Origin of the sequence: Shinella fusca, assembly GCF_014203155.1 — a bacterium.
Taxonomy (GTDB): domain Bacteria; phylum Pseudomonadota; class Alphaproteobacteria; order Rhizobiales; family Rhizobiaceae; genus Shinella; species Shinella fusca.
In genome coordinates this window covers 1-26395 of sequence record NZ_JACHIK010000009.1, presented here as the reverse complement: position 1 = coordinate 26395, position 26395 = coordinate 1, and the positions used below count along the sequence as shown (strand labels likewise).

29 protein-coding genes and 1 pseudogene are annotated in these 26395 nt (G+C 66.2%); 21 read left to right on the top strand and 9 right to left on the bottom strand.

Translation table 11 applies throughout. The features are described from left to right. Positions 1-72 precede the first annotated feature (72 nt). Positions 73-1326, top strand: a complete 1254-nt coding sequence (gene ispG, locus HNQ66_RS14000) for a flavodoxin-dependent (E)-4-hydroxy-3-methylbut-2-enyl-diphosphate synthase (RefSeq protein WP_184144785.1) — start codon at positions 73-75, stop codon at positions 1324-1326. Between the two features lie 228 nt (positions 1327-1554). On the opposite strand, the gene hisC is transcribed toward ispG, so the two are convergent. Together hisC and HNQ66_RS13990 are read right to left on the bottom strand one after the other, a co-directional pair. Beyond that, complete coding sequence (gene hisC, locus HNQ66_RS13995) at positions 1555-2610, bottom strand: histidinol-phosphate transaminase (RefSeq protein ID WP_184144784.1); 1056 nt, start codon at positions 2608-2610, stop codon at positions 1555-1557. A 4-nt stretch (positions 2611-2614) separates the two neighbouring features. Next, positions 2615-3532: a polyprenyl synthetase family protein gene (locus HNQ66_RS13990; protein WP_184144783.1), complete on the bottom strand. Its 918-nt coding sequence runs from the start codon at positions 3530-3532 to the stop codon at positions 2615-2617. A 199-nt stretch (positions 3533-3731) separates the two neighbouring features. Between HNQ66_RS13990 and mtgA the strand changes: the two genes are divergently transcribed. The 4 genes from mtgA to HNQ66_RS13970 all read left to right on the top strand — a co-directional run bounded on the left by mtgA (position 3732) and on the right by HNQ66_RS13970 (position 6019). Further along, positions 3732-4415, top strand: coding sequence for a monofunctional biosynthetic peptidoglycan transglycosylase (gene mtgA, locus HNQ66_RS13985; protein ID WP_246434306.1), 684 nt, complete (start codon positions 3732-3734; stop codon positions 4413-4415). A gap of 71 nt (positions 4416-4486) precedes the next feature. Beyond that, on the top strand, positions 4487-5134 hold the full coding sequence (locus HNQ66_RS13980; RefSeq protein ID WP_184144781.1) for a glutathione S-transferase family protein: 648 nt from the start codon (positions 4487-4489) through the stop codon (positions 5132-5134). A gap of 137 nt (positions 5135-5271) precedes the next feature. Next, positions 5272-5457 carry a 50S ribosomal protein L32 gene (gene rpmF / locus HNQ66_RS13975; RefSeq protein WP_184144780.1) on the top strand — a complete coding sequence of 62 codons (186 nt, stop codon included), beginning with the start codon at positions 5272-5274 and terminating at the stop codon, positions 5455-5457. Between the two features lie 154 nt (positions 5458-5611). Further along, positions 5612-6019: a hypothetical protein gene (locus HNQ66_RS13970; protein ID WP_184144779.1), complete on the top strand. Its 408-nt coding sequence runs from the start codon at positions 5612-5614 to the stop codon at positions 6017-6019. 143 nt (positions 6020-6162) lie between these two features. Here HNQ66_RS13970 and phaR read toward each other — a convergent pair whose 3' ends face one another. Then, positions 6163-6741: a polyhydroxyalkanoate synthesis repressor PhaR gene (gene phaR, locus HNQ66_RS13965; protein WP_184144778.1), complete on the bottom strand. Its 579-nt coding sequence runs from the start codon at positions 6739-6741 to the stop codon at positions 6163-6165. A 292-nt stretch (positions 6742-7033) separates the two neighbouring features. On the opposite strand from phaR, the gene HNQ66_RS13960 reads away from it, so the two are divergent. From HNQ66_RS13960 to HNQ66_RS13920, 9 genes are all read left to right on the top strand, one after another. Further along, positions 7034-8215, top strand: a complete 1182-nt coding sequence (locus HNQ66_RS13960) for an acetyl-CoA C-acetyltransferase (protein ID WP_184144777.1) — start codon at positions 7034-7036, stop codon at positions 8213-8215. An 87-nt stretch (positions 8216-8302) separates the two neighbouring features. Continuing rightward, on the top strand, positions 8303-9028 hold the full coding sequence (gene phbB, locus HNQ66_RS13955) for a beta-ketoacyl-ACP reductase (protein WP_184144776.1): 726 nt from the start codon (positions 8303-8305) through the stop codon (positions 9026-9028). 66 nt (positions 9029-9094) lie between these two features. Continuing rightward, a complete protein-coding gene (locus HNQ66_RS13950) occupies positions 9095-9403 on the top strand; it encodes a 4a-hydroxytetrahydrobiopterin dehydratase (RefSeq protein WP_184144775.1) in 309 nt (102 codons plus the stop codon). Positions 9404-9475: 72 nt separating this feature from the next. Then, the gene (locus tag HNQ66_RS13945) at positions 9476-9865 is read left to right on the top strand and encodes a YkvA family protein (protein ID WP_184144774.1); all 390 of its coding nucleotides are present in this window, start codon (positions 9476-9478) and stop codon (positions 9863-9865) included. A 306-nt stretch (positions 9866-10171) separates the two neighbouring features. Continuing rightward, a complete protein-coding gene (locus HNQ66_RS13940) occupies positions 10172-10675 on the top strand; it encodes an invasion associated locus B family protein (protein WP_184144773.1) in 504 nt (167 codons plus the stop codon). A 242-nt stretch (positions 10676-10917) separates the two neighbouring features. Further along, on the top strand, positions 10918-12147 hold the full coding sequence (gene rlmN, locus HNQ66_RS13935) for a dual-specificity RNA methyltransferase RlmN (protein WP_484592965.1): 1230 nt from the start codon (positions 10918-10920) through the stop codon (positions 12145-12147). Between the two features lie 120 nt (positions 12148-12267). After that, positions 12268-13221, top strand: a complete 954-nt coding sequence (locus tag HNQ66_RS13930) for an ABC transporter substrate-binding protein (RefSeq protein WP_184144771.1) — start codon at positions 12268-12270, stop codon at positions 13219-13221. 126 nt (positions 13222-13347) lie between these two features. Further along, positions 13348-14226, top strand: a complete 879-nt coding sequence (locus HNQ66_RS13925) for an ABC transporter permease subunit (protein WP_184144770.1) — start codon at positions 13348-13350, stop codon at positions 14224-14226. Next, positions 14226-15020, top strand: coding sequence for an ABC transporter ATP-binding protein (locus HNQ66_RS13920; protein WP_184144769.1), 795 nt, complete (start codon positions 14226-14228; stop codon positions 15018-15020). The genes HNQ66_RS13925 and HNQ66_RS13920 overlap by 1 nt, the downstream gene beginning before the upstream one ends. Positions 15021-15026: 6 nt before the next feature. Here the strand turns inward: HNQ66_RS13920 and HNQ66_RS13915 are convergent, their stop codons facing one another. Together HNQ66_RS13915 and HNQ66_RS13910 are read right to left on the bottom strand one after the other, a co-directional pair. Continuing rightward, positions 15027-15668, bottom strand: coding sequence for a LysE family translocator (locus HNQ66_RS13915; RefSeq protein WP_184144768.1), 642 nt, complete (start codon positions 15666-15668; stop codon positions 15027-15029). 104 nt (positions 15669-15772) lie between these two features. After that, positions 15773-16624, bottom strand: a complete 852-nt coding sequence (locus HNQ66_RS13910; protein ID WP_184144767.1) for an SDR family NAD(P)-dependent oxidoreductase — start codon at positions 16622-16624, stop codon at positions 15773-15775. 183 nt (positions 16625-16807) lie between these two features. Between HNQ66_RS13910 and HNQ66_RS13905 the strand changes: the two genes are divergently transcribed. Then, a complete protein-coding gene (locus tag HNQ66_RS13905) occupies positions 16808-18031 on the top strand; it encodes an argininosuccinate synthase (RefSeq protein ID WP_184144766.1) in 1224 nt (407 codons plus the stop codon). Between the two features lie 55 nt (positions 18032-18086). On the opposite strand, the gene HNQ66_RS13900 is transcribed toward HNQ66_RS13905, so the two are convergent. Then, positions 18087-18572 (bottom strand): MarR family winged helix-turn-helix transcriptional regulator, encoded by a 486-nt coding sequence (locus HNQ66_RS13900; RefSeq protein WP_184144765.1) that lies wholly within the window; start codon positions 18570-18572, stop codon positions 18087-18089. Positions 18573-18745: 173 nt separating this feature from the next. Between HNQ66_RS13900 and HNQ66_RS13895 the strand changes: the two genes are divergently transcribed. Next, a complete protein-coding gene (locus tag HNQ66_RS13895; protein WP_184144764.1) occupies positions 18746-19387 on the top strand; it encodes a LysE family translocator in 642 nt (213 codons plus the stop codon). Here the strand turns inward: HNQ66_RS13895 and HNQ66_RS13890 are convergent, their stop codons facing one another. Both HNQ66_RS13890 and HNQ66_RS13885 read right to left on the bottom strand, forming a co-directional pair. Further along, positions 19388-20773 carry a sensor histidine kinase gene (locus HNQ66_RS13890; protein ID WP_184144763.1) on the bottom strand — a complete coding sequence of 462 codons (1386 nt, stop codon included), beginning with the start codon at positions 20771-20773 and terminating at the stop codon, positions 19388-19390. Then, positions 20770-21444, bottom strand: coding sequence for a response regulator (locus HNQ66_RS13885; protein ID WP_184144762.1), 675 nt, complete (start codon positions 21442-21444; stop codon positions 20770-20772). The genes HNQ66_RS13890 and HNQ66_RS13885 overlap by 4 nt, the downstream gene beginning before the upstream one ends. Before the next feature lie 77 nt (positions 21445-21521). On the opposite strand from HNQ66_RS13885, the gene HNQ66_RS13880 reads away from it, so the two are divergent. The 5 genes from HNQ66_RS13880 (at position 21522) to HNQ66_RS13860 (ending at position 26090) form a co-directional block, all read left to right on the top strand. Further along, positions 21522-22589 carry an ABC transporter substrate-binding protein gene (locus HNQ66_RS13880; RefSeq protein WP_184144761.1) on the top strand — a complete coding sequence of 356 codons (1068 nt, stop codon included), beginning with the start codon at positions 21522-21524 and terminating at the stop codon, positions 22587-22589. Positions 22590-22810: 221 nt separating this feature from the next. Beyond that, positions 22811-23755: a Bug family tripartite tricarboxylate transporter substrate binding protein gene (locus tag HNQ66_RS13875; protein ID WP_184144760.1), complete on the top strand. Its 945-nt coding sequence runs from the start codon at positions 22811-22813 to the stop codon at positions 23753-23755. Continuing rightward, positions 23752-24240 carry a tripartite tricarboxylate transporter TctB family protein gene (locus HNQ66_RS13870; RefSeq protein WP_184144759.1) on the top strand — a complete coding sequence of 163 codons (489 nt, stop codon included), beginning with the start codon at positions 23752-23754 and terminating at the stop codon, positions 24238-24240. Before HNQ66_RS13875 ends, HNQ66_RS13870 begins: the two co-directional genes overlap by 4 nt. Positions 24241-24255: 15 nt before the next feature. Then, positions 24256-25773, top strand: a complete 1518-nt coding sequence (locus tag HNQ66_RS13865; protein WP_184144758.1) for a tripartite tricarboxylate transporter permease — start codon at positions 24256-24258, stop codon at positions 25771-25773. Between the two features lie 152 nt (positions 25774-25925). Beyond that, positions 25926-26090, top strand: a complete 165-nt coding sequence (locus tag HNQ66_RS13860) for a hypothetical protein (protein ID WP_184144757.1) — start codon at positions 25926-25928, stop codon at positions 26088-26090. A 188-nt stretch (positions 26091-26278) separates the two neighbouring features. Here HNQ66_RS13860 and HNQ66_RS13855 read toward each other — a convergent pair. Continuing rightward, positions 26279-26395 (bottom strand): annotated as a pseudogene (locus HNQ66_RS13855) (IS110-like element ISAli16 family transposase); the annotation flags it as partial.

Here is a 26395-nt window from a genome sequence, read left to right as displayed (position 1 = left end):
TCCTGATCCACCTGAGGGCAAAGGCCGCGCCCGAGGCCATGCGCGGCCGCTTTTCGAGCAAGAGGCTCCAAAATGTCCTTTTCCTTCGACTTTGAACCGAAGCCGCGGCGCCGGTCCGTCGGCGTCGATGTCGGCGGCGTGCTGGTCGGCGGCGGCGCGCCGGTCGTCGTCCAGTCGATGACGAACACGGATACGGCGGATATCGACGGGACGGTGGCGCAGGTGGCCGCGCTCTTCCGCGCCGGGTCCGAGATCGTGCGCATCACCGTCGACCGCGACGAGAGCGCGGCGGCGGTGCCGAAGATCCGCGAGCGGCTCTTGCGCCTCGGCATGGACGTGCCGCTCGTCGGCGACTTCCACTATATCGGCCACAAGCTGCTCGCCGACCATCCGGCCTGCGCGGAGGCGCTTGCGAAATACCGCATCAATCCCGGCAATGTCGGCTTCAAGGACAAGAAGGACCGGCAGTTCGCCGCCATCGTCGAGACGGCGATCCGCCACGACAAGCCGGTGCGCATCGGCGTCAACTGGGGCTCGCTCGACCAGGAGCTCCTGACCCGGCTGATGGACGAGAACCAGGCGGCGGGCTCGCCCCTGACGGCGCAGGAGGTGATGCGCGAGGCGATCTGCCAGTCGGCGCTGCTTTCGGCCGAGCTTGCCGAGGAGATCGGCCTTGCGCGCGACCACATCATCCTGTCGGCCAAGGTCTCCAACGTGCAGGACCTCATTGCCGTCTACGCCATGCTGTCGGCGCGCTCCGACCATGCGCTGCATCTCGGCCTGACGGAGGCCGGCATGGGCACCAAGGGCGTCGTCGCCTCCTCCGCCTCGCTCGGCATCCTCCTCCAGCAGGGCATCGGCGACACGATCCGCATCTCGCTGACGCCGGAGCCCGGCGGCGACCGCACCCGCGAGGTGCAGGTGGCGCAGGAACTCCTGCAAGTCATGGGCTTCCGCCAGTTCATCCCCGTCGTCGCCGCCTGTCCGGGGTGCGGGCGCACCACCTCGACGGTGTTCCAGGAACTCGCGCAGAAGATTCAGGACGACATCCGCAAGAACATGCCGGTCTGGCGGGAGAAATATCCGGGCGTCGAAGGCCTCAAGGTCGCCGTCATGGGCTGCATCGTCAACGGGCCGGGCGAGAGCAAGCACGCCGATATCGGCATCTCGCTGCCCGGCACCGGGGAGCTCCCCATCGCTCCGGTCTATGTCGACGGCAAGAAGGCGATGACGCTGCGCGGCACCAATATCGCGGGCGAGTTCGAGGCGCTGGTCAACGACTATATCGAGAAGCGCTACGGTACGGGTCAGGCGGCCGCCGAGTAAGGCTGGCAGTCTGCCGGCGTGTGAAAGTGCAGTTCCGGCCGCATCCTGTATCCCGCATTCCGCAAACCTCTCCTCCGTCATGCTCGGGCTTGACCCGAGCATCCATCACCGTTGCGGTATATGGATCCTCGGCTCAAGGCCGAGGATGACGTCGGTGGGTGGGGGAAGGCAGGCCATCGAGCGAAGCGGAGGGCGATGAAGCGGTGGGCGTGCCGAGGCTGCCCTTCCTCAGACGATCTCCTCGAGCGCGGCGACCAGCCGGTCGCATTCCTCGGCCGTGCCGATGGTGATGCGCAGGAAATCCGAGATGCGGGGCTTGGCGAAGTGGCGCACGAGGACGGCGCGTTCGCGAAGGCCCTTTGCCAGCGCCTCGCCGCCGTGATCCGGGTGGCGGGCGAAGACGAAGTTCGCCTGCGAGGGCAGCACCTCGAAGCCGCGCTGGCGCAGCGCCCCGGTGACGCGCTCGCGCTGCTCGATCACCTTGCCGCGCGTTAGGTCGAACCATTCCCGGTCGTCGATGGCGGCGGCAGCGCCGGCCTGCGCGACGCGGTCGAGCGGGTAGGAGTTGAAGCTGTCCTTCACGCGCTCCAGCGCATCGATCAGCGGGCGCTGGCCCACGGCATAGCCGACACGCAGGCCCGCCAGCGAGCGGGACTTGGAGAGCGTGTGGATGACGAGCAGGTTGTCATATTTCCTCGTCAGCGGGATCGCGCTCTCGCCGCCGAAATCGATATAGGCCTCGTCGATCACCACCGGCAGGTCGGGATGCTCGGCGACGAGCTTTTCGATTGCAGCAAGCGGCAGGCCGATGCCGGTCGGCGCATTCGGGTTCGGCAGGATGATCGCGCCGGCCGGGCGGGCGTAATCGGCAAGGTCGACGGTGAAATCGTCCTTCAGCGGGATCTCCACCGACTCGATGCCGAAGAGGCGGCAATAGGTCGGGTAGAAGCTGTAGGTGATGTCCGGGTAGAGGAGCGGCTTCTCATGCTTGAGGAGCGCGACGAAAGCGTGCGCCAGCACCTCGTCCGAGCCGTTGCCGACGAAGACCTCGTCCGCTTCGACGCCGTGGAAGCGGGCGATGGACTGGCGCAGCGCCAGCGCGGACGGATCGGGATAGAGCTTGAGGCTGCCCGTTACTGCGGCCTGCATGGCGGCGATCGCCTTCGGCGAGGGGCCGTAGGGGTTCTCGTTGGTGTTGAGCTTGGTGAGGTTTTGGATGCGCGGCTGCTCGCCGGCGATATAGGGCTTGAGCGTGGCGACGATCGGCGACCAGAATTTGCTCATGGCGTCAATTCCTGCGATTTGCGATGAAATGGGCGGCTTCGATCAGGATGCCGGCCCGATGGCTGAACGGCGCAAGCAGCGCCTCGGCCTCCGCAACGAGTTCCTTGAGCCGGTTTTCCGCCCAGGCCTGGCCCCTGCGGGAAACCAATGTCGCCTTGCCGCGCCCGGCGTCCTTGCCGGTCGCCTTGCCCATGGTGGCGGCGTCGGCGGTAAGGTCGAGCAGGTCGTCGGCAATCTGGAAGGCAAGGCCGATGGTCTCGCCGTAGCGGCGCAGCGTCCGCCGGTCCTCGGCGGAGGCGCCGGCGACGATGGCGCCGGCCTCGCAGGCAAAGCGCAGCAGTGCGCCGGTCTTCATCGCCTGCAGGGTGACGATGCCGTCCTCGTCGGGCGCCACCTTCTCCGCCGCAAGGTCGAGCGCCTGGCCGCCCGCCATGCCGCCGAGGCCGGCGGCGCGGGAAAGCGCCAGCACCAGCGCCGTCTTGGCGGCGTCCGGCAGGCGCGTTTCGGGCGCGGCGACGATGTCGAAGGCGAGCGTCAGCAGGCTGTCGCCGGCAAGGATGGCGGCGGCCTCGTCGAAGGCGATATGCACGGTCGGCTGGCCGCGACGCAGGTCATCGTCGTCCATCGCCGGCAGGTCGTCGTGGACGAGCGAATAGCAGTGGATGCATTCGAGCGCGGCGCCGATGCGCAGCGCGCTCTCCCTTGCCGCGTCGCCGAAGAGCGCGGCGGATTCGATGACGAGGAAGGGCCGCAGGCGCTTGCCGCCGTTGAGAACCCCATGGCGCATGGCGCAAAGCAGGCGCTCGGGGCGGGCGATCTCGTCCGTCTGCAGGCCGCCGGAGAGCAGGGTGGCGAGCAGCGCCTCCACCGCCTCGGCATTGCTTTTCAGAAAAGTCTGGAACTGCTGGTGACGTTCGCTCATGGCCGCTCTTTGACATGGGCTTTCGGGGGACGCAACGGCAATGCCCGCGCGGGTCTCAAAGATTCGCGCCGCAGACTGGTTTTTGCCAGGCCGTGACGGTATGAAGGCCGAGCGACGGGAGGAGGGGCACCGGCTCTTGGACATCGTACCGGAAACACGGGCAGAGACGGAGGTTCGATCCGGTGAGGGGGACGGCTGGATGACCCGACTTCGCCGGCAATGGCGCTGCGTCGTCCTTGCCTTCGTCGCCCTCGCGGCGCTGCCCTATGTGCTGATCCTCCTCTATGCCGTCGAGTTCGTCCGCCCGGTCTCGACGCTGATGCTGCGCGATCTCGTGCTCCTGCGCGGCTACGACCGGCAATGGGTGTCCTTCGACGACATCTCGCCCAATCTCGTGCAGGCCGTGATGATGTCGGAGGACGGGCAATATTGCTTTCATGCCGGCGTCGACTGGGGCCAGATGCGCGCCGTGGTCAACGAGGCGCTCGCCGGCGAGCAGACGCGCGGGGCGAGCACCATCCCCATGCAGACGGCCAAGAACCTCTTCCTGTGGAACGGCCGCTCCTTCGTGCGCAAGGCGATGGAACTGCCGCTGGCCGTCGCCGCCGATTTCGTCTGGAGCAAGCGGCGGCTGATGGAGATCTATCTCAACATCGCCGAATGGGGCCCCGGTATCTACGGCATCGAGGCGGCCGCGCGGCACCATTTCAACGTCCCGGCGGCGAAGCTCACGCGCCGGCAGGCCGCGCTGCTCGCCGTCTCGCTGCCCAATCCCTTCGAGCGCAACGCCGGCAAGCCGGGGCGGGGATTGCAGCGCCTCGCGCGGCTGATCGAGCGGCGGGCGAGCCGGTCGGGCGAATATATCAAGTGCCTTTATGAGTGAGTTCAGGGCTTTTCATTGGCGTGCGCGCGCCTGAGCGCATAGGGTCCGACGCATCCCAAGGAGCCCCGCGAATGTCAGACCTCACCCTCTATGTCGGCAACAAGAACTATTCCTCCTGGTCCTTCCGGCCGTGGATCGCCATGGAAGCGGCGGGCGTGCCCTTCAAGGACGTGGTGATCCCCTTCGATTTCGCCGCCGGCAATCCCGAATTCCGCAAGATCTCGCCGACCGGCCGGGTGCCGGTACTGCATCACGGCGATGTTCGGGTGTGGGAATCGCTCGCCATCATCGAATATGTCGCCGAGCTTTTCCCCGAGGCCGGCATCTGGCCGAATGACCGGGCGGCGCGCGCCGAGGCGCGGGCGATCTCCATGGAGATGCTCTCGGGCTTCCGGGCCTTGCGGGGCGCCTGCCCGATGAACATCCGCCGCGCGCCGGGCGAGATCGACCTGCCGGAAGGCGTGAGCGACGACGTCGCCCGCATCGAGGCCATCTGGAAGGCGGCGCTTGCCCGCTCGGGCGGGCCGTTCCTGTTCGGCGCCTTCTCCGCCGCGGACGCCATGTATGCGCCGGTCGTCAACCGCTTCGAGATCTACCGCCTGACGAAGGACGAGACGGTGCTTGCCTACATGGCGCGCGTGAAGGCGCATCCGGCCTGGCAGAAATGGCAGGCGGCGGCGCTCGCCGAGCCCTGGATCGTCCCCGAGGATGAAGCGTGACGAAAAAATCCGGCCGGGGACTGGTCAAGCGGGGTTTTGCCATGTATAAGCCCGGCCAATTTCCGAGATAACGGCACGTCCCTGTCAGCCATCCGGTGGCCTGAGGATGTGTTTGCCCGATAAGTGGAGTTTATGAAATGGCCGTTCCGAAAAGAAAAGTGAGCCCGTCCAAGCGCGGTATGCGCCGTTCCGCAGACGCCCTGAAGGCTCCGACCTATATCGAAGACAAGAACTCGGGCGAACTGCGCCGTCCGCACCACATCGACCTGAAGACCGGCATGTATCGTGGCCGCCAGGTCCTGACGCCGAAGGAAAACGCATAAGCGTTTCGGCATAAGCCAAGTTCAAAGGGCCGGCTCGACCGGCCCTTTTCTTTTGCTCCTTATTCTTTCCGGGCGCGCGACATTTTCTTGTGCCGAATCTTCGGCTAAGACGGCGGAAAGGTTGTCCCGAGAACAACCCAAGGGAGCGTCGCACATGCTTTTGGCCATACCGCTGCTGATCATTCCGTTCGTCCTCTACAACCTCGCCATGACGGGGCTTTTCGGCGACGGGGGCGTTGCCGTGCTCGACAGCGAGGTGATGGCGGTCAACATGCTCTCCGGCACGACCTGGACCATGGCCTTCGGCGACCTCCTCATCTTCATCGCGCTGGTGCTGCTCTTCGTGGAGATCCTGAAGGCGACGCGCCCCGGCTCGCGCGCCCTCTTCGACCACATGCTGTCGATGGTGCTGTTCGTCGCCTTCCTCGTCGAGTTCCTGCTGGTGCAGGGCGCGGCGACGCAGATCTTCTTCATCCTGATGACGATCTCGTTCATCGACGTGATCGCAGGCTTCTCCGTATCGATCCGCACGGCGGGGCGGGATGTCTCGATAGGGCTCTGACGAGAGAGGAACCGGGCCGCGGTTTTTCAGTAGGCCTTCGCCCCGCCAATGCCGCGTCTGCGCTTGGCATGGATGGTCGGGTCAGGCCCGACCATGACGACGGGGAGATTGGATGCGGGTTCTGCCGGCCTGCGCCGCCTTTCTCAGCTCAGCTTGTCGAGCTTCGTCTGCAGCGCGCGAAGCTGTTCCTTCAGCTCGTCGAGGTCCTTCGCCTCGGCCTTGCGCGTTTCCTTTTGCGGGGCGGCGCTGGCGAAGGGGGAGAACATCTTCATCGCCTGCTGGAACAGTTCGGTATTGCGCCGGGTCGTCTCCTCGATGAGCTGCATCGGCACCTGGAGGTTCTTGCCGAGCGGGGTGTCGCCGAAGGTCTTGTTGATCTGCTCGCGCATCTGCGACTGCTGCTCGGTGAAAGCCTGCATGGAGTGCTCGAGATAGCTCGGCACGACCATCTGCATCTGGTCGCCGTAATAGGAGATCAGCTGGCGCAGGAAGGAGATGGGCAGCAGCGTGTTGCCGGTCTTGGATTCCTGCTCGAAGATGATCTGCGTCAGCACCGAATGGGTGATGTCCTCGCCGGACTTGGCGTCCTGCACGGTGAAATCCTCGCCCTTCTTGACCATGACCGCGAGGTCGTCGAGCGTCACATAGGTGCTGGTGCCCGTGTTGTAGAGGCGGCGGTTGGCGTATTTCTTGATGACGATCTGACCGTCGTTCCTGGCCATTAGGGTCTCCTCATCCCCGTATTCCCATGTGCTTTTTGGTTGCGGGGAGTATCGGCAAAAAGACGGCGGCTGACAATCGAATTGTGCGATGCGGCGAGGAATGCTGCGCAACATGGAAATTCATGCTGCGCGTCGCCCCGATGAAATTTTAGCGGCATCGGATATCCCGTTTGACTCTCCCTGCCCGCTTTGCCAGTTTTGGTTCCGGGAGAACCGCCGGGCTTGCGCCGTTCGTGCGCCGGGCCCGGTTCCAAGGCCGGCCGAAAGGCCGTCAGAACTGAGGAAGCACATCATGAGCACCCCGTCCATCGTCATCGCCAGTGCCGGCCGCACCGCGGTCGGGTCCTTCAACGGAGCCTTCGCCAACACGCCCGCCCACGAACTGGGCGCGGCCGTGATCTCGGCGGTTCTGGAGCGCGCGGGCGTGGCGGCCGAAGAGGTGGACGAGGTGATCCTCGGCCAGGTCCTCCAGGCCGGCGAGGGCCAGAACCCGGCCCGCCAGGCCGCGATCAAGGCGGGGCTCCGGCAGGAGGCGACCGCCTGGGGCATGAACCAGCTCTGCGGCTCGGGCCTTCGCGCCGTCGCGCTCGGCATGCAGCAGATCGCCACGGGCGATGCCGGCATCATCGTCGCCGGCGGCATGGAATCCATGTCGATGGCGCCGCACTGCGCGCATCTGCGCGGCGGCGTGAAGATGGGCGACTTCAAGATGATCGACACCATGATCAAGGACGGCCTGACGGACGCCTTCTACGGCTACCATATGGGCATCACCGCCGAGAACGTCGCCAAGCAGTGGCAGCTCTCCCGCGAGGAGCAGGACACCTTCGCCGTCGCCTCGCAGAACAAGGCCGAGGCCGCCCAGAAGGAGGGCCGCTTCAAGGACGAGATCGTTCCCTTTATCGTCAAGACCCGCAAGGGCGACATCACCGTCGATGCCGACGAATATATCCGCCACGGCGCCACCCTCGACGCCATGGCCAAGCTGAAGCCGGCCTTCGACAAGGAAGGCACGGTGACGGCGGCCAATGCCTCCGGCCTCAACGACGGGGCGGCCGCGACCCTCCTGATGAGCGAGGCCGAGGCCTCGCGCCGCGGCATCCAGCCGCTTGCCCGCATCGTCTCCTGGGCGACGGCCGGCGTCGACCCGAAGATCATGGGCACCGGCCCGATCCCCGCCTCCCGCAAGGCGCTGGAAAAGGCCGGCTGGAAGATCGGCGATCTCGACCTCGTCGAGGCCAACGAGGCCTTCGCCGCCCAGGCCTGCGCGGTCAACAAGGACCTCGGCTGGGATCCCGCCATCGTCAACGTCAACGGCGGCGCCATCGCCATCGGCCATCCGATCGGCGCCTCCGGTGCGCGCGTCCTCAACACGCTGCTCTTCGAGATGAAGCGCCGCGGCGTCTCGAAGGGCCTTGCCACGCTCTGCATCGGCGGCGGCATGGGCGTCGCCATGTGCGTCGAGCGCATGTAGGCATCCTTTCACGGACTGCTTTGCCAGGACCTGCCGCCGGCAGGGCGACGGGTCACCACGAAAACAATATCGAGGGGAGTGAGCCACATGAGCAGAGTAGCACTGGTAACGGGGGGATCGCGGGGCATCGGCGCAGCCATTTCGGTTGCGCTGGAGGCCGCCGGATACAAGGTAGCTGCGAACTATGCCGGCAACGACGATGCCGCGAACGCCTTCAAGGCGGAGACCGGCATTCCGGTCTACAAGTGGGACGTGTCGAGCTACGAATCCTGCGTCGAGGGGATCGGCCGGGTGGAAGCCGATCTCGGGCCGGTGGACATCCTCGTCAACAATGCGGGCATCACCCGCGACGCGATGTTCCACAAGATGACGCCTGACCAGTGGGGCGCGGTGATCAACACTAACCTCACCGGCCTCTTCAACATGACGCATCCGGTCTGGTCGGGCATGCGCGACCGCAGCTTCGGCCGCGTCATCAACATCTCGTCGATCAACGGCCAGAAGGGCCAGATGGGCCAGGCGAACTATTCCGCCGCCAAGGCCGGCGACCTCGGCTTCACCAAGGCGCTCGCCCAGGAGGGCGCGGCCAAGGGCATCACGGTCAACGCCATCTGCCCCGGCTATATCGGCACGGAAATGGTGCGCGCCATCCCGGAAAAGGTGCTGAACGAGCGGATCATCCCGCTGATCCCGGTCGGACGCCTCGGCGAGCCGGACGAGATCGCCCGCATCGTCGTCTTCCTCGCCTCGGACGACGCCGGCTTCATCACCGGCTCGACCATCTCGGCGAATGGCGGCCAGTTCTTCGTCTGAGGCTGGCCGGGAAAACGGAACACGGCGCCTTCGGGCGCCGTTTTCATTCGGAGACAAGGAGAGGCCATGAAACAGGAAAAGCTGGGCGAAGAGGCGATCGGCGAGGCGCTGGTCGGCCTCGACGGCTGGACGCGGTCGGGCGACGGCGTCGCCATCGAGAAGAGCTACAGGTTCAAGTCCTTCCGCGAAGCCTTCGGCTTCATGACGGAGGCGGCGCTGGCCGCAGAGAAGTTCAACCACCATCCCGAATGGTTCAACGTCTACAACCGCGTCGACGTGCGGCTGACCAACCACGATGCGGGCGGCCTTACCGAGCTCGACTTCAAGCTGGCGGCCGCCATGGACAAGGCCGCGGCCCTGCGCACGAAGAGTTGAAGGCGCATGGGCGCATTCCCATATGATGATCCGCCGGGCTATGCCGGCATCGCCACCTGAAGGAGGCCATGCATGGATGACGTGAAGATCGGCGAGATCCTTCTGCCGGGGGACGAGGACGAACAGGAGCGCCAGAGCCGGCGCGTGAAGAAGCGGTTCTGGCCGGTTCTCAAGCGCGCGATGCGGCAGGTGCCGTTCTCCCGCGATCTCGTGGCATCCTACTATTGCGCGCTCGATCCGCGCACGCCGACCAAGGTGCGCGGCATCCTGCTTGCGGCGCTCGCCTATTTCGTGCTGCCGCTCGACGGTATTCCGGATTTCTTCGCGATCGTCGGCTTTTCCGACGATATCGCCGTGCTGACGGCGGCCTTCGCGGCGATCCGCGGCCATATCCGCGAGGACCATTACGCCTCCGCCGACAAGGCGCTTGCGGACGAAGCGGACATGCAACCCGCCGGTTGAGCGGGCCCTGCCGGATTCGGGTCAAATTCTTGCCCTATTCCTTGTGCCTTTAAGGGCATCGACGGGTTTCATCTCACCAACTGGGGACTGGGCACGCCCGCCTTTCCTGCAAAAGGCGTGGCGGACATCGACGCAGATTTGTCCCGGTGCGGCGCGGAAGACCTTCGTAAAATGGGCGTCTGTTGACGGTTTGGTAACCTGAATTAAGTCAAAATGAACCAAATCGTTATCATGCATGGCCGACACCGGCGTGGAAGGCATCGCCTTCGGCCGGGCAAACACTGGCAAGACAACCGGCAGGAAAACATGTTCGTAAGAAAGCTCGCAACCGCACTCGCCCTCGTTCTGACGACCGCAGGCGTTGCCTCGGCACAGACGCCGACGCGCATTCAGCAGTTCAATGCCTGGGGTGCCTATTCCTACCAGTCGAACGGCGGCAAGGTCTGCTACGTGCTCTCGGTGCCGAAGGAAAAGAACCCGGCCGGCGTCGACCACGGCGACGTCTTCTTCCTCGTCTCGCAGCGCCCCGGCCAGAACATCTCCTACGAGCCGCAGGCGATGATGGGCTATCCGCTGCAGGAAAGTTCCAAGGTCAACGTCGTCGTCGACGGCCGCACCTTCGTCATGTTCACCAAGGGCAACTCGGCCTGGGTGGAGAACGCCGCCGAGGAGCCGGCGCTGGTCGCGGCCATGAAGGGCGGCAAGGACATGCAGGTCCAGGCGAAATCGCGCCGCGGCACGGCGACCTCCTATTCCTATTCGCTCTCCGGCATCTCGGCCGCGCTGAAGCAGATCGAAAGCTGCCGCTGATTTTTGATCGGCATTCGACGAGGGGGCCGGCCTTGCGCCGGCCCTTTTCGTTTGGCCCGGGCCGGCTGCGGGCAAGGCAGGTGACTTTCCGCCGGAACAATGCTAAAGGGCCGCCAACCGGACCGTGTGCCGCAATGACCGGCGCTTTCGGGTCCACGATGAACTTCAGTCGAGCATGGACCGCTTGCGGCGCAAAAGCCTGCGCCGCTCTCTGCGTTCCGAGGAATGACCCGATGGCAAGCATGGACTTTCTCAATACGGCCGAACCCGTCAAGGCGCCGGTCGTCCGCAATCTCCCGGCCGCCGAAAAGCCGTCGCTGATCGGCCTTTCGCGCGAGGACATGGGCCGCGCGCTGGCCGAAAAGGGCGTGCCGGAGCGGCAGGTGAAGATGCGCGTCAGCCAGCTCTGGCACTGGCTCTATGTGCGCGGCGTCTCCGATTTCGACGACATGACGAACGTCTCCAAGGACATGCGCGAGATGCTGAAGACGCATTTCACCGTCGCGCGGCCGGAGATCGTCGAGGAGCAGGTGTCGAGCGACGGCACGCGCAAGTGGCTGTTGCGCTTTCCCCCGCGCGGCGCCGGTCGTCCGGTCGAGATCGAGACCGTCTACATTCCGGAAGAGGGCCGCGGCACGCTCTGCATCTCCAGCCAGGTCGGCTGCACGCTCACCTGCTCCTTCTGTCATACCGGCACGCAGAAGCTGGTGCGCAACCTGACGGCGGAGGAAATCCTTTCCCAGCTCCTGCTCGCCCGCGACCGGCTCGGCGACTTCCCCGACCGCGACACGCCGGCCGGCGCCATCGTTCCCGCCGAGGGCCGCAAGGTCTCCAACATCGTCATGATGGGCATGGGCGAGCCGCTCTACAATTTCGAGAGCGTGAAGACGGCGCTGCTGATCGCCACGGACGGCGACGGGCTTTCGCTCTCCAAGCGCCGGGTGACGCTGTCGACCTCCGGCATCGTGCCGGAAATCTACCGCACCGGCTCGGAGATCGGCGTCATGCTGGCGATCTCGCTCCATGCCGTGCGCGACGAGCTGCGCGACATGCTGGTGCCGATCAATAAGAAATATCCGCTGAAGGACCTGCTGGAGGCCTGCCGGGCCTATCCGAGCCTGTCGAACGCGCGGCGCATCACCTTCGAATATGTGATGCTGAAGGATGTTAACGACAGCCTGGAGGATGCCAAGCTGCTGGTGCAGCTCCTGAAGGGCATTCCGGCGAAGATCAACCTCATCCCGTTCAATCCCTGGCCGGGCACGAACTACCAGTGTTCGGACTGGGAGCAGATCGAGCGCTTCGCGGATTTCATCAACCAGGCCGGCTACGCCTCGCCGATCCGCACCCCGCGCGGCCGCGACATCCTCGCCGCCTGCGGCCAGCTCAAGTCGGAATCCGAGCGCATGCGCAAGGTCGAGCGCATGGCCTTCGAGGCGATGATGATCGCCGGGCACGGCGAGGACGACTGAGGAGCAGGCTGCGCTCCCACGTCCCATCAGAAAATATGATCGACCGAGCGGGTCGCGAGAATTGATTTGACCGGCCGTTTTGCCTAGAAACGGCCTAAAATCATTCAGGGAGACCCATCCATGCGCCATATCCTGCTCGCCTTCGCGGCAACGCTCGCGATCACGCTGCCCGCACAGGCCGAAGACGTCACGGTCGCCGTGACCGCCATCGTCGAACATCCGGCGCTCGATGCCGCCCGCGACGGCGTCAAGGAAGCGCTGGAAGCGGCCGGCTACAAGGAAGGCGAGAACCTGAAGTTCATCTACGAATCGGCGCAGGGCAACCCCGCGACGGCCGCGCAGATCGCCCGCCAGTTCGTCGGCGAAGGCCCGAACGTCATCGTGCCGATCTCCACGCCGTCCGCCCAGGCCGTCGTTTCCGCCACGAAGGATATCCCGGTCGTCTTCACGGCCGTCTCCGATCCGGTCGGTGCGCAGCTCGTCACGAACATGGACAAGCCCGGCGGCAACGTCACCGGCCTTTCCGACATGTCGCCGGTCGCCGAGCATCTGGCACTGATCAAGGAAATCCTGCCCAACGCCAAGACGATCGGCTTCCTCTACAATTCGGGTGAAGCCAACTCCGTCTCGCTGCTCGCCGTCCTGAAGGCGGAAGCCGAGAAGGCGGGCCTCACGGTCGTCGAATCCGCCGCCACCAAGTCGGCCGAGGTGCAGGGCGCCGCCCGCGCGCTGGTCGGCCGCGCCGATGCGATCTACATCCCGACGGACAACACGATCATCTCGGCGCTGGAAGGCGCGGTCGCCGTTGCCGAGGAAGCCAAACTCCCGCTCTTCACCGCCGACACGGATTCCGTCTCGCGCGGCGCCATCGCGGCCCTCGGCTTCAATTACCATGACGTCGGCAAGCAGACGGGTGAAGTCGTCGTGCGCATCCTCAAGGGTGAGAATCCCGGCGACATCGCCGTGAAGGTCGCGGCCGGCACGGACCTCGTCGTCAACAAGTCCGCCGCCGCCAAGATGGGCGTCACCCTGCCGGAAGCCGTCATCGGCCGCGCGACCCGCGTGATCGAATAATCCGGGCTCCCGGACAACCGAAATCGGAATCAACCGCTGCCGGATCGCCCGGCGGCGGTTGATCTGTTAAGAAGGCCCATCCCGCGGGAACGCGGAACGGGTAGTGCCAAGAGAAAGCCGAGAGCCGTGAGCCTGATTGCCTTCTGGGGTGCCGTCGAACTGGGGCTGGTCTTCGCCTTCGTTTCGATCGGCGTTTACCTTGCCTTCCGCGTGCTGGATTTTCCGGACCTGACCGTGGACGGATCCTTTCCGCTCGGTGCCGCCGTCGCGGCCGTGCTGATCATCGCGGGGCTCAATCCCTGGCTCGCATCGGCCGTCGCCATGGTGGCGGGCGCCCTTGCCGGCCTCGTCACGGCGATGCTGAACGTGCGTTTCCGCATCCTCAACCTCCTCGCCTCGATCCTGACGATGATCGCGCTCTTCTCGGTGAACCTGCGCGTCATGGGCAAGCCGAACGTCGCGCTGATCAATGCCGAGACGATGATCAGCCCCTTCTTCGGCCACGGCCTCAGGGATTTCTACGTCCGTCCGCTCTTCGTCGGCGTCCTCGTCGTCGTCGCGGTCATCGTCGTCTGGCGCTTCCTTGAGAGCGATGCCGGCCTTTCGATGCGTGCGACCGGGGCGAATGCCCGCATGGCCCGCGCGCAGGGCGTCGACACCAACCGGCAGATCTATCTCGGCATCGCGCTTTCCAATGCGCTGGTCGCCCTCGGCGGCGCGCTCTTCGCCCAGACGAACGGCTTTGCCGACGTCACCTCGGGCGTCGGCACCATCGTCGTCGGCCTTGCCGCCGTCATCATCGGCGAGACGCTGTTCGGCGCGCGCGGCATCCTCGCCGCGCTGATCGGCTGCGTCGTCGGTTCGATCCTCTACCGCATCGCCATCCAGCTCGCCCTGTCGTCCGACGTCCTGGGCCTGCAGGCCTCCGACCTCAATTTCGTGACGGCGGTGCTCGTCACCGTGGCGCTCGTGCTGCCGCGCCTTCGCCGCGGGGGAGCCGCTTGATGATCTCCGTTTCCGATATCAAGGTCGTCTTCGGCAAGGGTACGCCGCTGCAGAAGCAGGCGCTGAACGGCGTCAGCCTCACCATCGAGGAAGGCCAGTTCGTCACCGTCATCGGCTCGAACGGTGCGGGCAAGTCGACGCTGCTCGGCGTCCTCGCCGGCGACGTCATCGCGACCGAAGGCCAGGTGAAGATCGGCACCGCCGACGTGACGCGCCAGGGCACCGCCGCCCGCGCCGGCCGCGTCGCCCGCGTCTTCCAGGATCCGCTGACGGGAAGCTGCGGCGCGCTCTCCATCGAGGAGAACCTTGCGCTTGCCGCAAGGCGCGGCGAACGGCGCGGCCTTGCCGCGGCGCTCGGGCCGCAGCGCCGCGCGCATTTCCGCGAGCGCATCGCCGAGTTGAACCTTGGCCTGGAAAACCGCATGCGCGACCGGATGGATCTTCTGTCCGGCGGCCAGCGGCAGGCCGTCTCGCTCGTCATGGCGACGCTTGCCGGCTCCGACGTGCTGCTGCTCGATGAGCACACGGCCGCGCTCGACCCGGGCATGGCCGAGTTCATCATGACCCTCACGCAGAAGATCGTCTCCGAGCGCAAGCTGACGACGCTGATGGTGACGCACTCGATGCGTCAGGCGCTCGACTACGGCCACCGCACCGTCATGCTGCACGGCGGGGAGATCGTGCTGGACGTCGCCGGCGACAACCGCAGGAATTTGCAGGTCGAAGACCTCATCGCCATGTTCCGCAAGATGCGCGGCCAGACGCTGGACGACGACGCCTTGCTGATCGGCTGAGGCCGGTCAGCGGGACTGGGTGAGGAAGATCTTCATCGCGAAGACCGAGAACACGCCGGCGAAGGTATAATCGATGCCGCGCAGCACCTTCGGGTTCTGCTGGAGCCAGCTTGCCAGCCGGTCGGCGGCAAGGATGACGATCACGTTCACCGGAATGCCGACGACGATGAAGAACAGGCCGAGGAAGATCAGCTTGCCGGTGACGTTCGGGTCGCCGGCCGAGATGAACTGCGGCAGGAAGGTCATGAAGAAGATGATGACCTTGGGATTGAGCAGGTTCACCCAGAAGCCGGACGAGATATTGACAAGTACGGTGCCGCGCGGGCCGGCCGCCGCCTTCACCGTGAAATTCGAACCGTAGCGGATCGCCTGCACGGCAAGCCACAGCAGGTAGGCGGCCCCGCCCGTCTTCAGGATCAGGAAGGCCGTCGGCGAGGCGGTGATCAGCGCCGAGATGCCGAAGGCGACGAGCATCGTGTGGACGACGATGCCGAGGCTGGTGCCGATCACCACAAAGAGCGCCGGCCCGCGGCCCTGCGACAGCGCCCGGCTGATCGAGAGCGTCATGTCGGGACCCGGCGTCATGGCCAGCAGCAGGCTGGCGGCCGTGAAGGCAAGGAGCGTTGCAAGCGTGGGCAGGAAGTCCATGGCGACGGTTTCCGGAAGTCGGAGAAGATGGAAGACGTCTAATCCGGCTTTCGGAAGATTACCAATCAAAGTCTATGATGGGCTGTTACCGTGATGGAGATGGGTCAGCCCTCCTCCACGAAGGCCCTGAATTTCTCCGCATAGTCCTTGTGCCAGCGCGAGAGCGGCGGGCGGTTCCCGATGATGTCGCCCATCGCCCAGGCCATGCGGCGCTCGTCGAGGGCGCGGGGTACGTCGTTGTCGGGGCAGAGGATGTAGAAATCGCCGCGCTCCAGGCTCTCCATCATGAATTCGACGGTCTGGGCCGGCGTCCAGGCGGCATGCGGCTTTTCGGTGCGCTCGCCCCTCGTGAGCGCCGTGAAGACGAAGCCGGGGATGAGGAGATGGGCGGAGACCTTCGCGCCTTCGGTGTTGCGCAGCTCGTGCTCCAGCGCCTCGGTGAAGACCTTCACGCCGGCCTTGGAGACGTTGTAGGCCGGGTTGCCGGGCGGCGTGGTGATGCCCTGCTTGGAGCCGGTGTTGATGATGAGGCCCGGTTCGCCATGGGCCAGCATGTCGGGGCCGAAGACCTGCGTGCCGTGGATGACGCCCATCAGGTTGACGGAAAGGATATGGTCCCAGTTCGCTTCGGCGCTGAAGATGGAGGTATCCGGCTGGATGCCGGCATTGTTCATCAGCACATGCACGCGGCCGAAGCGCTGCAGCACGGCGCGTTGCAGCGCTTCCAGCTCGTGGCGGTGGGCAACGTCGGTTTCCACCGCCATGACGTTGGCCTCGCCCGAAATGGCCTCGATTTCCGCGCGGGCCTCGCCGAGCCGGTCGGCATCGCGGTCGGCAAGCGCGACACACATGCCGGCCTCCGCGAAGCGCCTCGCGGCGGCAAGGCCGATGCCGGAGGCGCCGCCCGTGATGACGGCGACGTTGGCCGGCTTGATGATATCCGAAATCTTCGTCATGGGATCGCCCCTTCAATGGTCTACCGGGCGGAATATGGGGACTTCAAGGCCCGGGTCAAACCCCGCCCGCGCCGGCAAGCGGCGGGCCTTGCCCTTGCGTCGCGCGCCAATCTCGCTAAAAGTGCCGCGACACCGGGCTTTCGCGGGCTTGCCGCATCCCTTCATGCAACGGACCTCATCATCATGGCATCACATAAAGACGTGAAGAAAGTCGTGCTGGCCTATTCGGGCGGCCTCGACACCTCGATCATCCTGAAATGGCTGCAGACCGAACTTAACGCGGAAGTCGTGACCTTCACGGCCGACCTCGGCCAGGGCGAAGAGCTGGAGCCGGCGCGCAAGAAGGCCGAGATGCTCGGCATCAAGGAGATCTTCATCGAGGACGTGCGCGAGGAATTCGTGCGCGATTTCGTCTTCCCGATGTTCCGTGCCAATGCGGTTTATGAGGGCGTCTACCTGCTCGGCACCTCCATCGCCCGCCCGCTGATCTCCAAGCACCTGATCGAGATCGCCGCCAAGACCGGCGCCGACGCCATCGCGCACGGCGCGACCGGCAAGGGCAACGACCAGGTCCGCTTCGAGCTTTCGGCCTATGCGCTGAACCCGGACATCAAGATCATCGCGCCTTGGCGCGACTGGTCGTTCAAGAGCCGCACGCACCTGCTCGAATTCGCCGAGCAGCACCAGATCCCGGTCGCCAAGGACAAGAAGGGCGAGGCGCCCTTCTCGGTCGACGCGAACCTGCTGCACTCCTCCTCCGAGGGCAAGGTTCTGGAAGACCCGGCCGTCGAGGCGCCCGAATACGTGCATATGCGCACCATCTCGCCGGAGACGGCGCCGGACAAGGCGACCGTCATCAAGGTCGGCTTCGAGCGGGGCGACGCCGTCTCCATCAACGGCGTGCGCATGTCGCCGGCGACGCTGCTCGCCACCCTCAACACTTACGGCCGCGACAACGGCATCGGCCGCCTCGATCTCGTGGAGAACCGCTTCGTCGGCATGAAGTCGCGCGGCGTCTACGAGACGCCCGGCGGCACGATCCTGCTCGCCGCGCACCGCGCCATCGAGAGCATCACCCTCGACCGCGGCGCCGCGCACCTGAAAGACGAGCTGATGCCGCGCTATGCGGAGCTGATCTATTACGGCTTCTGGTTCTCGCCGGAGCGCGAGATGCTGCAGGCCGCGATCGACCGGAGCCAGGAGCATGTCGAAGGCGAAGTGACGCTGAAGCTCTACAAGGGCAACGTCATGGTCACCGGCCGCGAATCTGCAAAGTCGCTCTATTCCGACAAGCTCGTCACGTTCGAGGACGACCAGGGCGCCTACGACCAGAAGGACGCCGCCGGCTTCATCAAGCTGAACGCGCTGCGCCTGCGCACGCTCGCCGCCCGCAACAAGCGCGGCTGACCGGGCCAACGAAAGAAAGGCCCGCTGCCCGAAACGGCAGCGGGCCTTTCTCGTTTCAGCGGCCCGTTCCCCGGGCAGGTGCGAGGGCGGAACTGTCTTCCTCCAGCGCGGAAAGATTGGCGCGGAGCTGCCGCAGCCGGTCGCGGATGAGGTCCACGTCCTCCTCTGCGATCCCGCTCGTCACCTGCCGCATCAGTTCGACCTGCTCGGTGCGGATGCCGGCGATCATCGCGCCGGCGGCGGGCGTGGTGAAGATCAGCTTGGCGCGGCGGTCGGCCGGGTCCGGGCGGCGCTCGACATAGCCGAGGCTCTGCAGGCGGTCGAGATAGGTGGAGAGCGTCATCGGCTCGATGCCGAGGCGCTGGGCGATATCGAGCTGGCGGCCGCCCTCCAGCGTGGCGATGCGCACGAGCGTGCGCGCCTCGCCCGGCGTCAGGCCGAGGCCGGCATTGGCGATGCGGCGCTCGAAGGCGCCGCGCAACATTCGGGCAACGTCGGTGAGGACGAAACCGAGGGCGTCGGGATCGGGGCGTGGGGACATGATTGCTTTCGGCTTATCGTAAGCGGACCTTACTATGCGCTGCCGGCAGGGGCAACGGCCGAGCCGAGGCGGCTCTGCATGGCTGCCCTGCGAAACGGCAGATTCCCCTCGCCATCCCCTTGACGAACGCTGCGGGCGGGACTGGAATGCCGCCACGTTCCACGGGGATTTCCATGACCGCTTCCATGCTCTTCGGCGCCTTCCTGGCGGCCCTTCTCTATGTGCTCATCCCCGGCCCGGCCTTCCTCGCCCTTCTCGGCATCGGCGCGGGACAGGGGGGCAAGGCCGGCGCCCTCTTCCTCGGCGGCCACCTTGCCGGCGACCTCGTCTGGTCGACGCTGGCGCTGGTGGCGATCGTCGGGGCCAAGACCATCGGCACGCTGGTCTTCGATGTCCTCGGCCTCTTCTGCGGCGTCTATCTCGCCTGGATCGGCTGGTCGGCCCTGACGGCGCGCCGGCGCACGGAAGGCGAGGCGATGGTGACGGTGGAGCGGCCGCTGCGGCGCGGCCTGATCTTCGGCCTCACCAATCCCAAGGGCTATCCGGTGGCCCTCGCCACCTTCACGGCGCTGCTCGCCAGCTCGTCGAACGCGCTGGAGTTCAAGGCGCTGCCGACGCTGCTCGGCGCCTCCTTCTGCGGCTTCCTCATCGCCGACGTCATCCTGGTCTCGATCATCGGCGCCGGTCTCGTGCGCCGCTTCTACCGCCGCCACGAGCTTGCCATCGTGCGCGCTTCGGGCCTCCTCTTCATGGGGTTTGCCGTGCAGGCCGTCTGGCATGCCGCGCCGGGCCTTTTTGGCTGGCGCAAATCGTAGCTATCCGGCCGGAAAGCGGATCGTCACGGCAAGGCCGCGCCCGTTCGCACCGTCCGCCAGCGTCATCGTCGCGTCGAACAGCGCGGCGATCTCCTCGACGATGGGCAGGCCGAGGCCCATGCCGGGGGCATTGCGATGCTCGCCGCGCGAAAAGCGCTGGCGCACGAGGTTCCGGCGCTCGGGCGGAATGCCGGGGCCGTTGTCCTCCACGGTGAGGAGGGTGGCGCCGGCCGCCTCCCGCACGCTCACCGTCACCTCCGCGCCGCGGCCGGCATAGGCGATGGCGTTCTCCACGAGGTTGCGCAGCAGTTCGCCGAAGAGCAGCGGCTCGGCGCGCGCGAAAGCCGGGCCGTCGCCCGCATAGCCGAGGTCGATGCCCGCCTCGGCGGCGGCGGGCACGCGGTCGGCGGTAAGCTGCTGGGCAAGGGCGGCGATGTCGATGGAGGCCGGCTTCTGCGGCTCGCTGGAGCCGGCCGCGTCGATCTTCGCCATCAGGAGGAGCTGGGCGAGGATGCGCTCGGCATGGGCGACGGCGGCATCGCCCTTGCGGGCGGCTTCCTGCGCCTCTTCGAGCGTTCCGGCGCGGCTTGCAAGGGCAAGCTGCGTGCGGATGATGGCAAGGGGCGTGCGCAACTGGTGGCTGGCATTGCCGGAGAAATGGCGCAGCGCGTCGAGCGCCGATTGCAGGCGCACCATGAAGGAATTGACTGTGTCGACGAGGCCCTGCACTTCGCTCGGCGCATGCTGGTCGATCGGGTGCAGGTCGTCCGGGTTGCGCTCGGCGATCGCATCGCCGAGGCGGTAGAGCGGGCGCAAAGAGACGGTGACGGCGATCCACACGATGGCCGCCGCGCCGGCAATCATCATGGCAAGGCGCAGCGCCGAGTGCAGCAGGATGGTCTCGGTCAACTGGCGGCGGGCGATGGTGGTTTCGGCGACCGTCACCGCGAAGGGGACGGAGTTGATGCCGGTGGAGGCCGAGCGCTGCAGGACGGCGATGCGGATCGGCTCGCCGCGGAAGTTCGCATCGGCAAAGCCGACGGCGCGGCCGCCCATGTCGGCGATGGTGGGCAGCGTCTGGTAGCCGGTGATGAAGCGGCCGGGCGGCCCGTCGACGCGGTAGAAGACGCGATCCTGCGCCGCCGAGGTCAGCATTTCGAGGGCGACATAGGGAATGTCGACCTCCAGCACGCCGTTCTCCGTCACCACGACGCGCTCGGCGATGGCGAGCGCCGAGCCGGCGAGCACGCGGTCGGAGACCGCGTTCGCCGTCTTCACCGCCTCGCGGTAGGTATCGGCAAGGGCGATGACGCCGATCACCGCCGTCGAGACGAGCAGCCAGAGCAGCAGGCGCCGGCGGAGCGATGAGGCCGGGAGGAAGGTCAAGCCGCGCTCGCCTTGTCGAGATAGTAGCCGATGCCGCGGGCGGTGCGCACGGTGAGGCCGTGCGGCGCGAGCCGTTTCCTTAGCCGACTCACATATTGCTCGATAGCATTGGCGGAAAGGTCGTCGTCGAAGGCGGCGAGCGATTGCATGATCGCCTCCTTGGCGACCACCTTGCCCGCGCGCATGAAGAGGATCTCGAGAAGGCCGAGCTCGCGGGCGGGAATGTCGAGCGGCGCGCCCTCGGCGGAAAAGGTGCGCGAATTGAGGTCGAGCGCGATGCCGCCGAAGGTGACGGCGGAGGAGCGAAGGCCCGCCTGCCGGCGCAGCAGCATGCGCACGCGCGCCTCGAATTCGGAGATGTCGAAGGGCTTGATCATGTAGTCGTCGGCGCCGAGATCGAGGCCGCGCACGCGCTCTTCCGGCGCCCCGCGCGCCGTCAGGATAAGCACGGCGGCCTTGCAGGCGCGCCCGCGCATGGCGCGCAGCACGTCGAGCCCGTCCATTTCCGGCAGCGTCAGGTCGAGGATGACGAGGTCGAAGTTCTCCGATGCGATGGCGGCATCGGCGGAGGCGCCGTCGCGCACCACGTCCACCGCATGGCCGGTGCCTTTCAGGATGGCCGAGAGGCCGTCCGCCAGGGCTTCGTTGTCCTCCACCAGTAGAATGCGCACGTTTCGTCCTCCCGCGGACAAGTCTAGCGGCGGCCGGCGCACTTGTGAACGGGCGCGCGCTTTGGCAAGGTCGCGCCATGCGTCTTGTCCTCACCCTTCTTGCATTCCTCGCCCCGGCCCTTTCCGCGCAGGCCGAGCCGGCCTTCTTCCCCGCGCTGGACGGCAACAGGGACGCGCCGGTGCTCGTCGTCTATTCCTCGCTCGACGAGCCGCTCGCCCGGCCGATGATCAGGGGGTTCCAGGCGGCCAATCCCGATATCGCGCTGCGCTACGACGAAATGCTGACCGGCGAAGTCTACGACCGCATCGTGCGCGAGACGGACGCCGGCGAAAAGACCGCCGACTTCGCCTTCTCCTCGGCGATGGACCTCCAGGTCAAGCTCAGCAACGACGGCTATGCCCAGCGCAGCGACCTGCCGATGAGCGAGCGCTGGCCGGCCTGGGCCAACTGGCGCAACACGGCCTATGCGCTGACCTTCGAGCCGGCCGTCTTCGTCTACCACAAGCCGAGCTTCAAGGGCGGCAAGCCGCCCGCTTCGCGGGCCGAATTCGTCGATTACCTGAAGAAGGAGGGCGAGAAGGTCTATGGCCGCATCGGCACCTACGACATCGAGCGCTCCGGCGTCGGCTTCCTCTTCATGGCGCGCGACCAGGAGCAGTTCGGCGACATCTGGACGGTGATCCAGGCGATGGGGGCGGCCGGGGTCAAGCTCTACTCGACGAGCTCGGCGATCCTCGAGCGCGTTGCCGACGGGCGCTTCGTGCTCGGCTACAACATCCTCGGCTCCTATGCGGCCGACTGGGCCTCGCGCCATCCCGATGTCGGCATCGTCCTGCCGAAGGACTATACCGTCGTCATGTCGCGCATCGGCCTCGTGCCGCAGGCGGCGGCCTCGCCGGAACTCGGCCGGCGCTACCTCGCCTTCTTCATGTCGAAGGAGGGGCAGGAGATCCTTTCGCGCGAATTGCAGATCGCCGCCGTCAGTCCGGACGTCTCCGGCTCCAACACGGCGCGCACGATGAGCGCGCTGCTCGGCGCGCAGCTGAAGCCCGTGCCCGTGAGCCCGGGCCTCATGGTCTATCTCGACCAGGTCAAGCGCGCCCGGCTGATCGCCCGCTGGAACGAGGTCCTGCGCACGCAATAGGCGCCTGGCCGCTCGACATCGCCGGTCCATGCGCTACCATGTCAGGTAGATGTCAGCTTCTTGTGCTGGCTTAGGGCTCTTCTCGTCCGTGGAGGCGGACGAAAGACCGGGAGGAAATCCAGCCGCCGCCATGCCCGCGATCCGCGTCGCAGCCGGCTGCCGTCCTCCCGCCATAAGCAACGATGCGCGCGCACAAGCCGCGCCTGACGGAGGACAGACACTTGAAACATTTCTTCCTGGCATCCCTTATCGCCGGCGCGATGGCGCTTCCGGCCTTCGCTGCCGATTATTCCATCATGGCACCGGCCGGCCCGGGCGGCGGCTGGGACCAGACGGCCCGCTCGCTGCAGACTGTCCTGCAGGACGAGAAGATCTCCAGCAGCGTGCAGGTGGTGAACGTTCCGGGCGCCGGCGGCACCATCGGTCTTGCGCAGTTCGCCAGCCAGAACAAGGGCAATCCGAACGCGCTCATCGTCGGCGGCTATGTCATGGTCGGCGCGATCCTCACCAATCAGTCGCCCGTGACGCTCAAGGACGTCACGCCGATCGCGCGCCTGACCGGCGAATATGAGGCGATCGTCGTTCCGGCCGCTTCCCCCATCCAGAATATGGACGACCTCGTCAAGGCCCTGAAGGCCGATCCGGGCGCCGTCTCCTGGGCCGGCGGTTCGGCCGGCGGCGTCGACCACATCGCCGTAGGTCTCATCGCCAAGGCAGCCGGCGTCGACCCGACCAAGATCAACTATGTCGCCTATTCGGGCGGCGGTGAGGCGCTTGCCGCGATCCTCGGCAACCAGGTGACGGCCGGCATCTCCGGTTACGGCGAATTCGAAGGCCAGGTGAAGGCCGGCACGCTGCGCCTGATCGCGCTCTCCAGCCCCGAGCGCATCGAGGGCATCGACGCCCCGACCATCAAGGAAGGCGGCCTCGACGTCGTCGTCGAGAACTGGCGCATGGTCGCCGCAGCGCCCGGCCTTACGGACGAGCAGGTCGCGGCCATCAACGCCGATATCGAGAAGGCCGCGAATTCCGACGCCTGGAAGGACATCCTGAAGACCAAGGGCTGGACGAACACCTACCTTGCCGGCGATGCCTTCAAGGAACAGCTCGACAAGGACGTCGCCTCGACGGAAAGCGTCCTCAAGGACATCGGGCTCGTCAAATGAGCGAGGTCCCGTCCTCCAGGAAAACGCGCCGCCCCGACAGGGCGGCGTTCATCATCGCCCCGGCGCTGATCGCGGCCGCCGCCGTGATCTGGTGGGATGTCGCCCGCCTCGCTACCACCAGCACCTATGCCCCCATCGGTCCGGCGACGGTGCCGCACTGGGTTGCCATCGGCCTGGTCATCCTCGGCGTCTGGTCGGGCTTCGAGGCCTGGCGCGGCGATTTCCCCAAGCGCGAGGCCGTCGCCATCGGCCCCGTCGTCTGGCTCGTCGCCGGGCTTGCCGCGCAGATGCTGCTCCTGAGGCCGGCCGGCTTCTCCGTCGCGACGGGCATGCTCTTCGCCCTCACCGCATGCGGCTTCGGCCGGCGCAAGCTCTGGGCGACGATCCCCGTGGGCATCGTCCTTTCCTTCATTGTCTGGGTGATCTTTGCCAAGCTGCTGCAGCTTTCATTGCCCGCCGGACCGCTCGAACACCTGTTCTTCTGAAGGGAGCGGCAGATCATGAGCACATTCGAATTCTTCCTGCAGGGCCTTTCCGTCGCGGCCCAGCCGATGAACCTGCTCTACGCGCTCATCGGCGTGACGCTCGGCACGGCGGTCGGGGTCCTTCCCGGCATCGGCCCGGCCCTGACGGTCGCCCTCCTGCTGCCGGTCACCTACAAGCTCGATCCGGCGGGCTCGCTCATCATGTTCGCCGGCATCTACTACGGCGGCATGTACGGCGGTTCCACCGCCTCCATCCTGCTCAACACGCCCGGCGAGAGCGCCTCGATCGTCACCGCGCTCGAGGGCAACAAGATGGCGCGGGCCGGGCGCGGCGGGCCGGCGCTTGCGACGGCGGCCATCGGCTCGTTCGTCGCCGGCCTCATCGCCACGCTCGCGCTGGCCTTCATCGCGCCCTTCATCGTCAAGCTCGCGCTCGTCTTCGGGCCGCGTGAATATTTCGCGCTGATGGTGCTTGCCTTCGTGACGGTCTCCTCGGCCTTCGGCGATTCGACGCTGCGCGGCCTCACCTCGCTCTTCGTCGGCCTGACGCTGGCGATCATCGGCATCGACCAGCTGAGCGGCCAGACGCGCCTTTCCTTCGGCATTCCCGATCTGCTCGACGGCGTGGAAGTGACGACGCTGGCGGTCGCCATGTTCGCCATCGGCGAGTCGCTCTACATCGCTTCCAAGGGCGATAGCGAGCCGGACAAGATCGAGGCCGTCAAGGGGTCCGTCTGGATGAACGCCGCCGACTGGGCGCGCTCGTGGAAGCCCTGGCTTCGCGGCACCGTCATCGGCTTTCCCATCGGCGCGATGCCGGCCGGCGGGGCGGAGATCGGCACCTTCCTCTCCTATGCCGCGGAAAAGCGCCTGACGAAGCATCCGGAAGAGTTCGGCAACGGGGCCATCGAGGGGGTCGCAGGCCCGGAAGCGGCCAACAACGCGTCCGCCGCCGGCACGCTCGTGCCGCTGCTGACGCTCGGCCTTCCGACCTCGGCGACGGCGGCGATCATGCTGGCCGGCTTCCAGCAGTACGGCCTCCAGCCCGGCCCGCTGCTGTTCGCCTCCAACCCGCAGCTCGTCTGGGGCCTCATCGCCAGCCTCCTCATCGCCAACTTCATGCTGCTGGTACTGAACCTGCCGCTGATCGGCCTGTGGGTGCGGCTGCTGAGCATCCCCAAGCCGTGGCTCTATGCCGGCATCCTCGTCTTCGCGACGCTCGGCACCATCGGCGCCAATCCGTCGGTCTTCGAGCTCGGCATGCTGCTCGCCTTCGGCCTCCTCGGCTTTGCCATGCGCATCTTCGGCTATCCGATCGCGCCGGTGGTCGTCGGCCTCATCCTCGGGCCGATGGCCGAGCAGCAATTGCGCCGCGCGCTGGCGATCAGCCAGGGCGACGTGACGGCGCTCGTCATGTCGCCCATCGCGGCCCTGCTGTTCGTCCTTGCCCTGCTTGCGATCATCGTGCCGCTGATCCTTCGGGCGCGCGGCAAGGGCGAAGTCCTTTCGCAGCTTGCGGCGAACGAGGACTGAGACCTTTCGTCATTGAGAAAACAAATGCAGGCCGGGAACCCCGTTCCCGGCCTGCATGCATTGCATGGCTGGGCTGAGATTCCGTCCGTTGTACTTCGGCGGCGAAAGCATCATCTTCCGCTCGTAAGCTAAAACAGAAAGCGAGCAATCCAATGACCTCCCTCCGCAACTCCTTCGCTCAGGGCTTCTTCGGCCGGGCCTTCGCCGTACTGAGCGCTGCCAACGCAGCCGCCGCGGCTGTCGAAGGGCATCGCCGCCCGAAGGACCGCGACCTGAAGACCCTCGGCATCAACCCCGCCGACCTGCCGCGCGCCTGACGCGGAAAGAGAATTCCCCCGAATAAAAAGGCCCGCCGGTCGCAAGACCAGCGGGCCTTCTGTGTTTTTTGGGGTTGGGCTCGACAGGCGCGCCCTGCCTCATGCCTCTCTTTCGTCATGGTCGGGCTTGACCCGACCATCCATGCCGCGGGTGAGGCGGTGGATCCTCGGGTCAAGCAACCGTGGAGTCATTGAGAGAGGGCTGCCTGTGATCGGGCGATTGCATTGAGGATTGTCATGAGTTTTCGAATGGTTGCGACCATTGCGAGCTTGAATGGTTTTCCCCTGCCGCGCAGGCGCTGATA

Excerpts from the sequence above, each read along its gene's own strand:
- HNQ66_RS13910 (WP_184144767.1), bottom strand. The coding sequence starts at position 16,624 with ATGACGAAGATTTCGGATATCATCAAGCCGGCCAACGTCGCCGTCATC.
- HNQ66_RS13980 (WP_184144781.1), top strand. The coding sequence starts at position 4,487 with ATGTCAGACCTCACCCTCTATGTCGGCAACAAGAACTATTCCTCCTGG.
- HNQ66_RS13970 (WP_184144779.1), top strand. The coding sequence starts at position 5,612 with ATGCTTTTGGCCATACCGCTGCTGATCATTCCGTTCGTCCTCTACAAC.
- HNQ66_RS13915 (WP_184144768.1), bottom strand. The coding sequence starts at position 15,668 with ATGGACTTCCTGCCCACGCTTGCAACGCTCCTTGCCTTCACGGCCGCC.
- HNQ66_RS13960 (WP_184144777.1), top strand. The coding sequence starts at position 7,034 with ATGAGCACCCCGTCCATCGTCATCGCCAGTGCCGGCCGCACCGCGGTC.
- rlmN (WP_484592965.1), top strand. The coding sequence starts at position 10,918 with ATGGACTTTCTCAATACGGCCGAACCCGTCAAGGCGCCGGTCGTCCGC.
- HNQ66_RS13940 (WP_184144773.1), top strand. The coding sequence starts at position 10,172 with ATGTTCGTAAGAAAGCTCGCAACCGCACTCGCCCTCGTTCTGACGACC.
- rpmF (WP_184144780.1), top strand. The coding sequence starts at position 5,272 with ATGGCCGTTCCGAAAAGAAAAGTGAGCCCGTCCAAGCGCGGTATGCGC.
- HNQ66_RS13870 (WP_184144759.1), top strand. The coding sequence starts at position 23,752 with ATGAGCGAGGTCCCGTCCTCCAGGAAAACGCGCCGCCCCGACAGGGCG.
- HNQ66_RS13865 (WP_184144758.1), top strand. The coding sequence starts at position 24,256 with ATGAGCACATTCGAATTCTTCCTGCAGGGCCTTTCCGTCGCGGCCCAG.
- phbB (WP_184144776.1), top strand. The coding sequence starts at position 8,303 with ATGAGCAGAGTAGCACTGGTAACGGGGGGATCGCGGGGCATCGGCGCA.
- HNQ66_RS13900 (WP_184144765.1), bottom strand. The coding sequence starts at position 18,572 with ATGTCCCCACGCCCCGATCCCGACGCCCTCGGTTTCGTCCTCACCGAC.
- ispG (WP_184144785.1), top strand. The coding sequence starts at position 73 with ATGTCCTTTTCCTTCGACTTTGAACCGAAGCCGCGGCGCCGGTCCGTC.
- HNQ66_RS13945 (WP_184144774.1), top strand. The coding sequence starts at position 9,476 with ATGGATGACGTGAAGATCGGCGAGATCCTTCTGCCGGGGGACGAGGAC.
- HNQ66_RS13950 (WP_184144775.1), top strand. The coding sequence starts at position 9,095 with ATGAAACAGGAAAAGCTGGGCGAAGAGGCGATCGGCGAGGCGCTGGTC.
- HNQ66_RS13895 (WP_184144764.1), top strand. The coding sequence starts at position 18,746 with ATGACCGCTTCCATGCTCTTCGGCGCCTTCCTGGCGGCCCTTCTCTAT.
- HNQ66_RS13990 (WP_184144783.1), bottom strand. The coding sequence starts at position 3,532 with ATGAGCGAACGTCACCAGCAGTTCCAGACTTTTCTGAAAAGCAATGCC.
- hisC (WP_184144784.1), bottom strand. The coding sequence starts at position 2,610 with ATGAGCAAATTCTGGTCGCCGATCGTCGCCACGCTCAAGCCCTATATC.
- HNQ66_RS13930 (WP_184144771.1), top strand. The coding sequence starts at position 12,268 with ATGCGCCATATCCTGCTCGCCTTCGCGGCAACGCTCGCGATCACGCTG.
- HNQ66_RS13905 (WP_184144766.1), top strand. The coding sequence starts at position 16,808 with ATGGCATCACATAAAGACGTGAAGAAAGTCGTGCTGGCCTATTCGGGC.
- HNQ66_RS13920 (WP_184144769.1), top strand. The coding sequence starts at position 14,226 with ATGATCTCCGTTTCCGATATCAAGGTCGTCTTCGGCAAGGGTACGCCG.
- phaR (WP_184144778.1), bottom strand. The coding sequence starts at position 6,741 with ATGGCCAGGAACGACGGTCAGATCGTCATCAAGAAATACGCCAACCGC.
- mtgA (WP_246434306.1), top strand. The coding sequence starts at position 3,732 with ATGACCCGACTTCGCCGGCAATGGCGCTGCGTCGTCCTTGCCTTCGTC.
- HNQ66_RS13880 (WP_184144761.1), top strand. The coding sequence starts at position 21,522 with ATGCGTCTTGTCCTCACCCTTCTTGCATTCCTCGCCCCGGCCCTTTCC.
- HNQ66_RS13860 (WP_184144757.1), top strand. The coding sequence starts at position 25,926 with ATGACCTCCCTCCGCAACTCCTTCGCTCAGGGCTTCTTCGGCCGGGCC.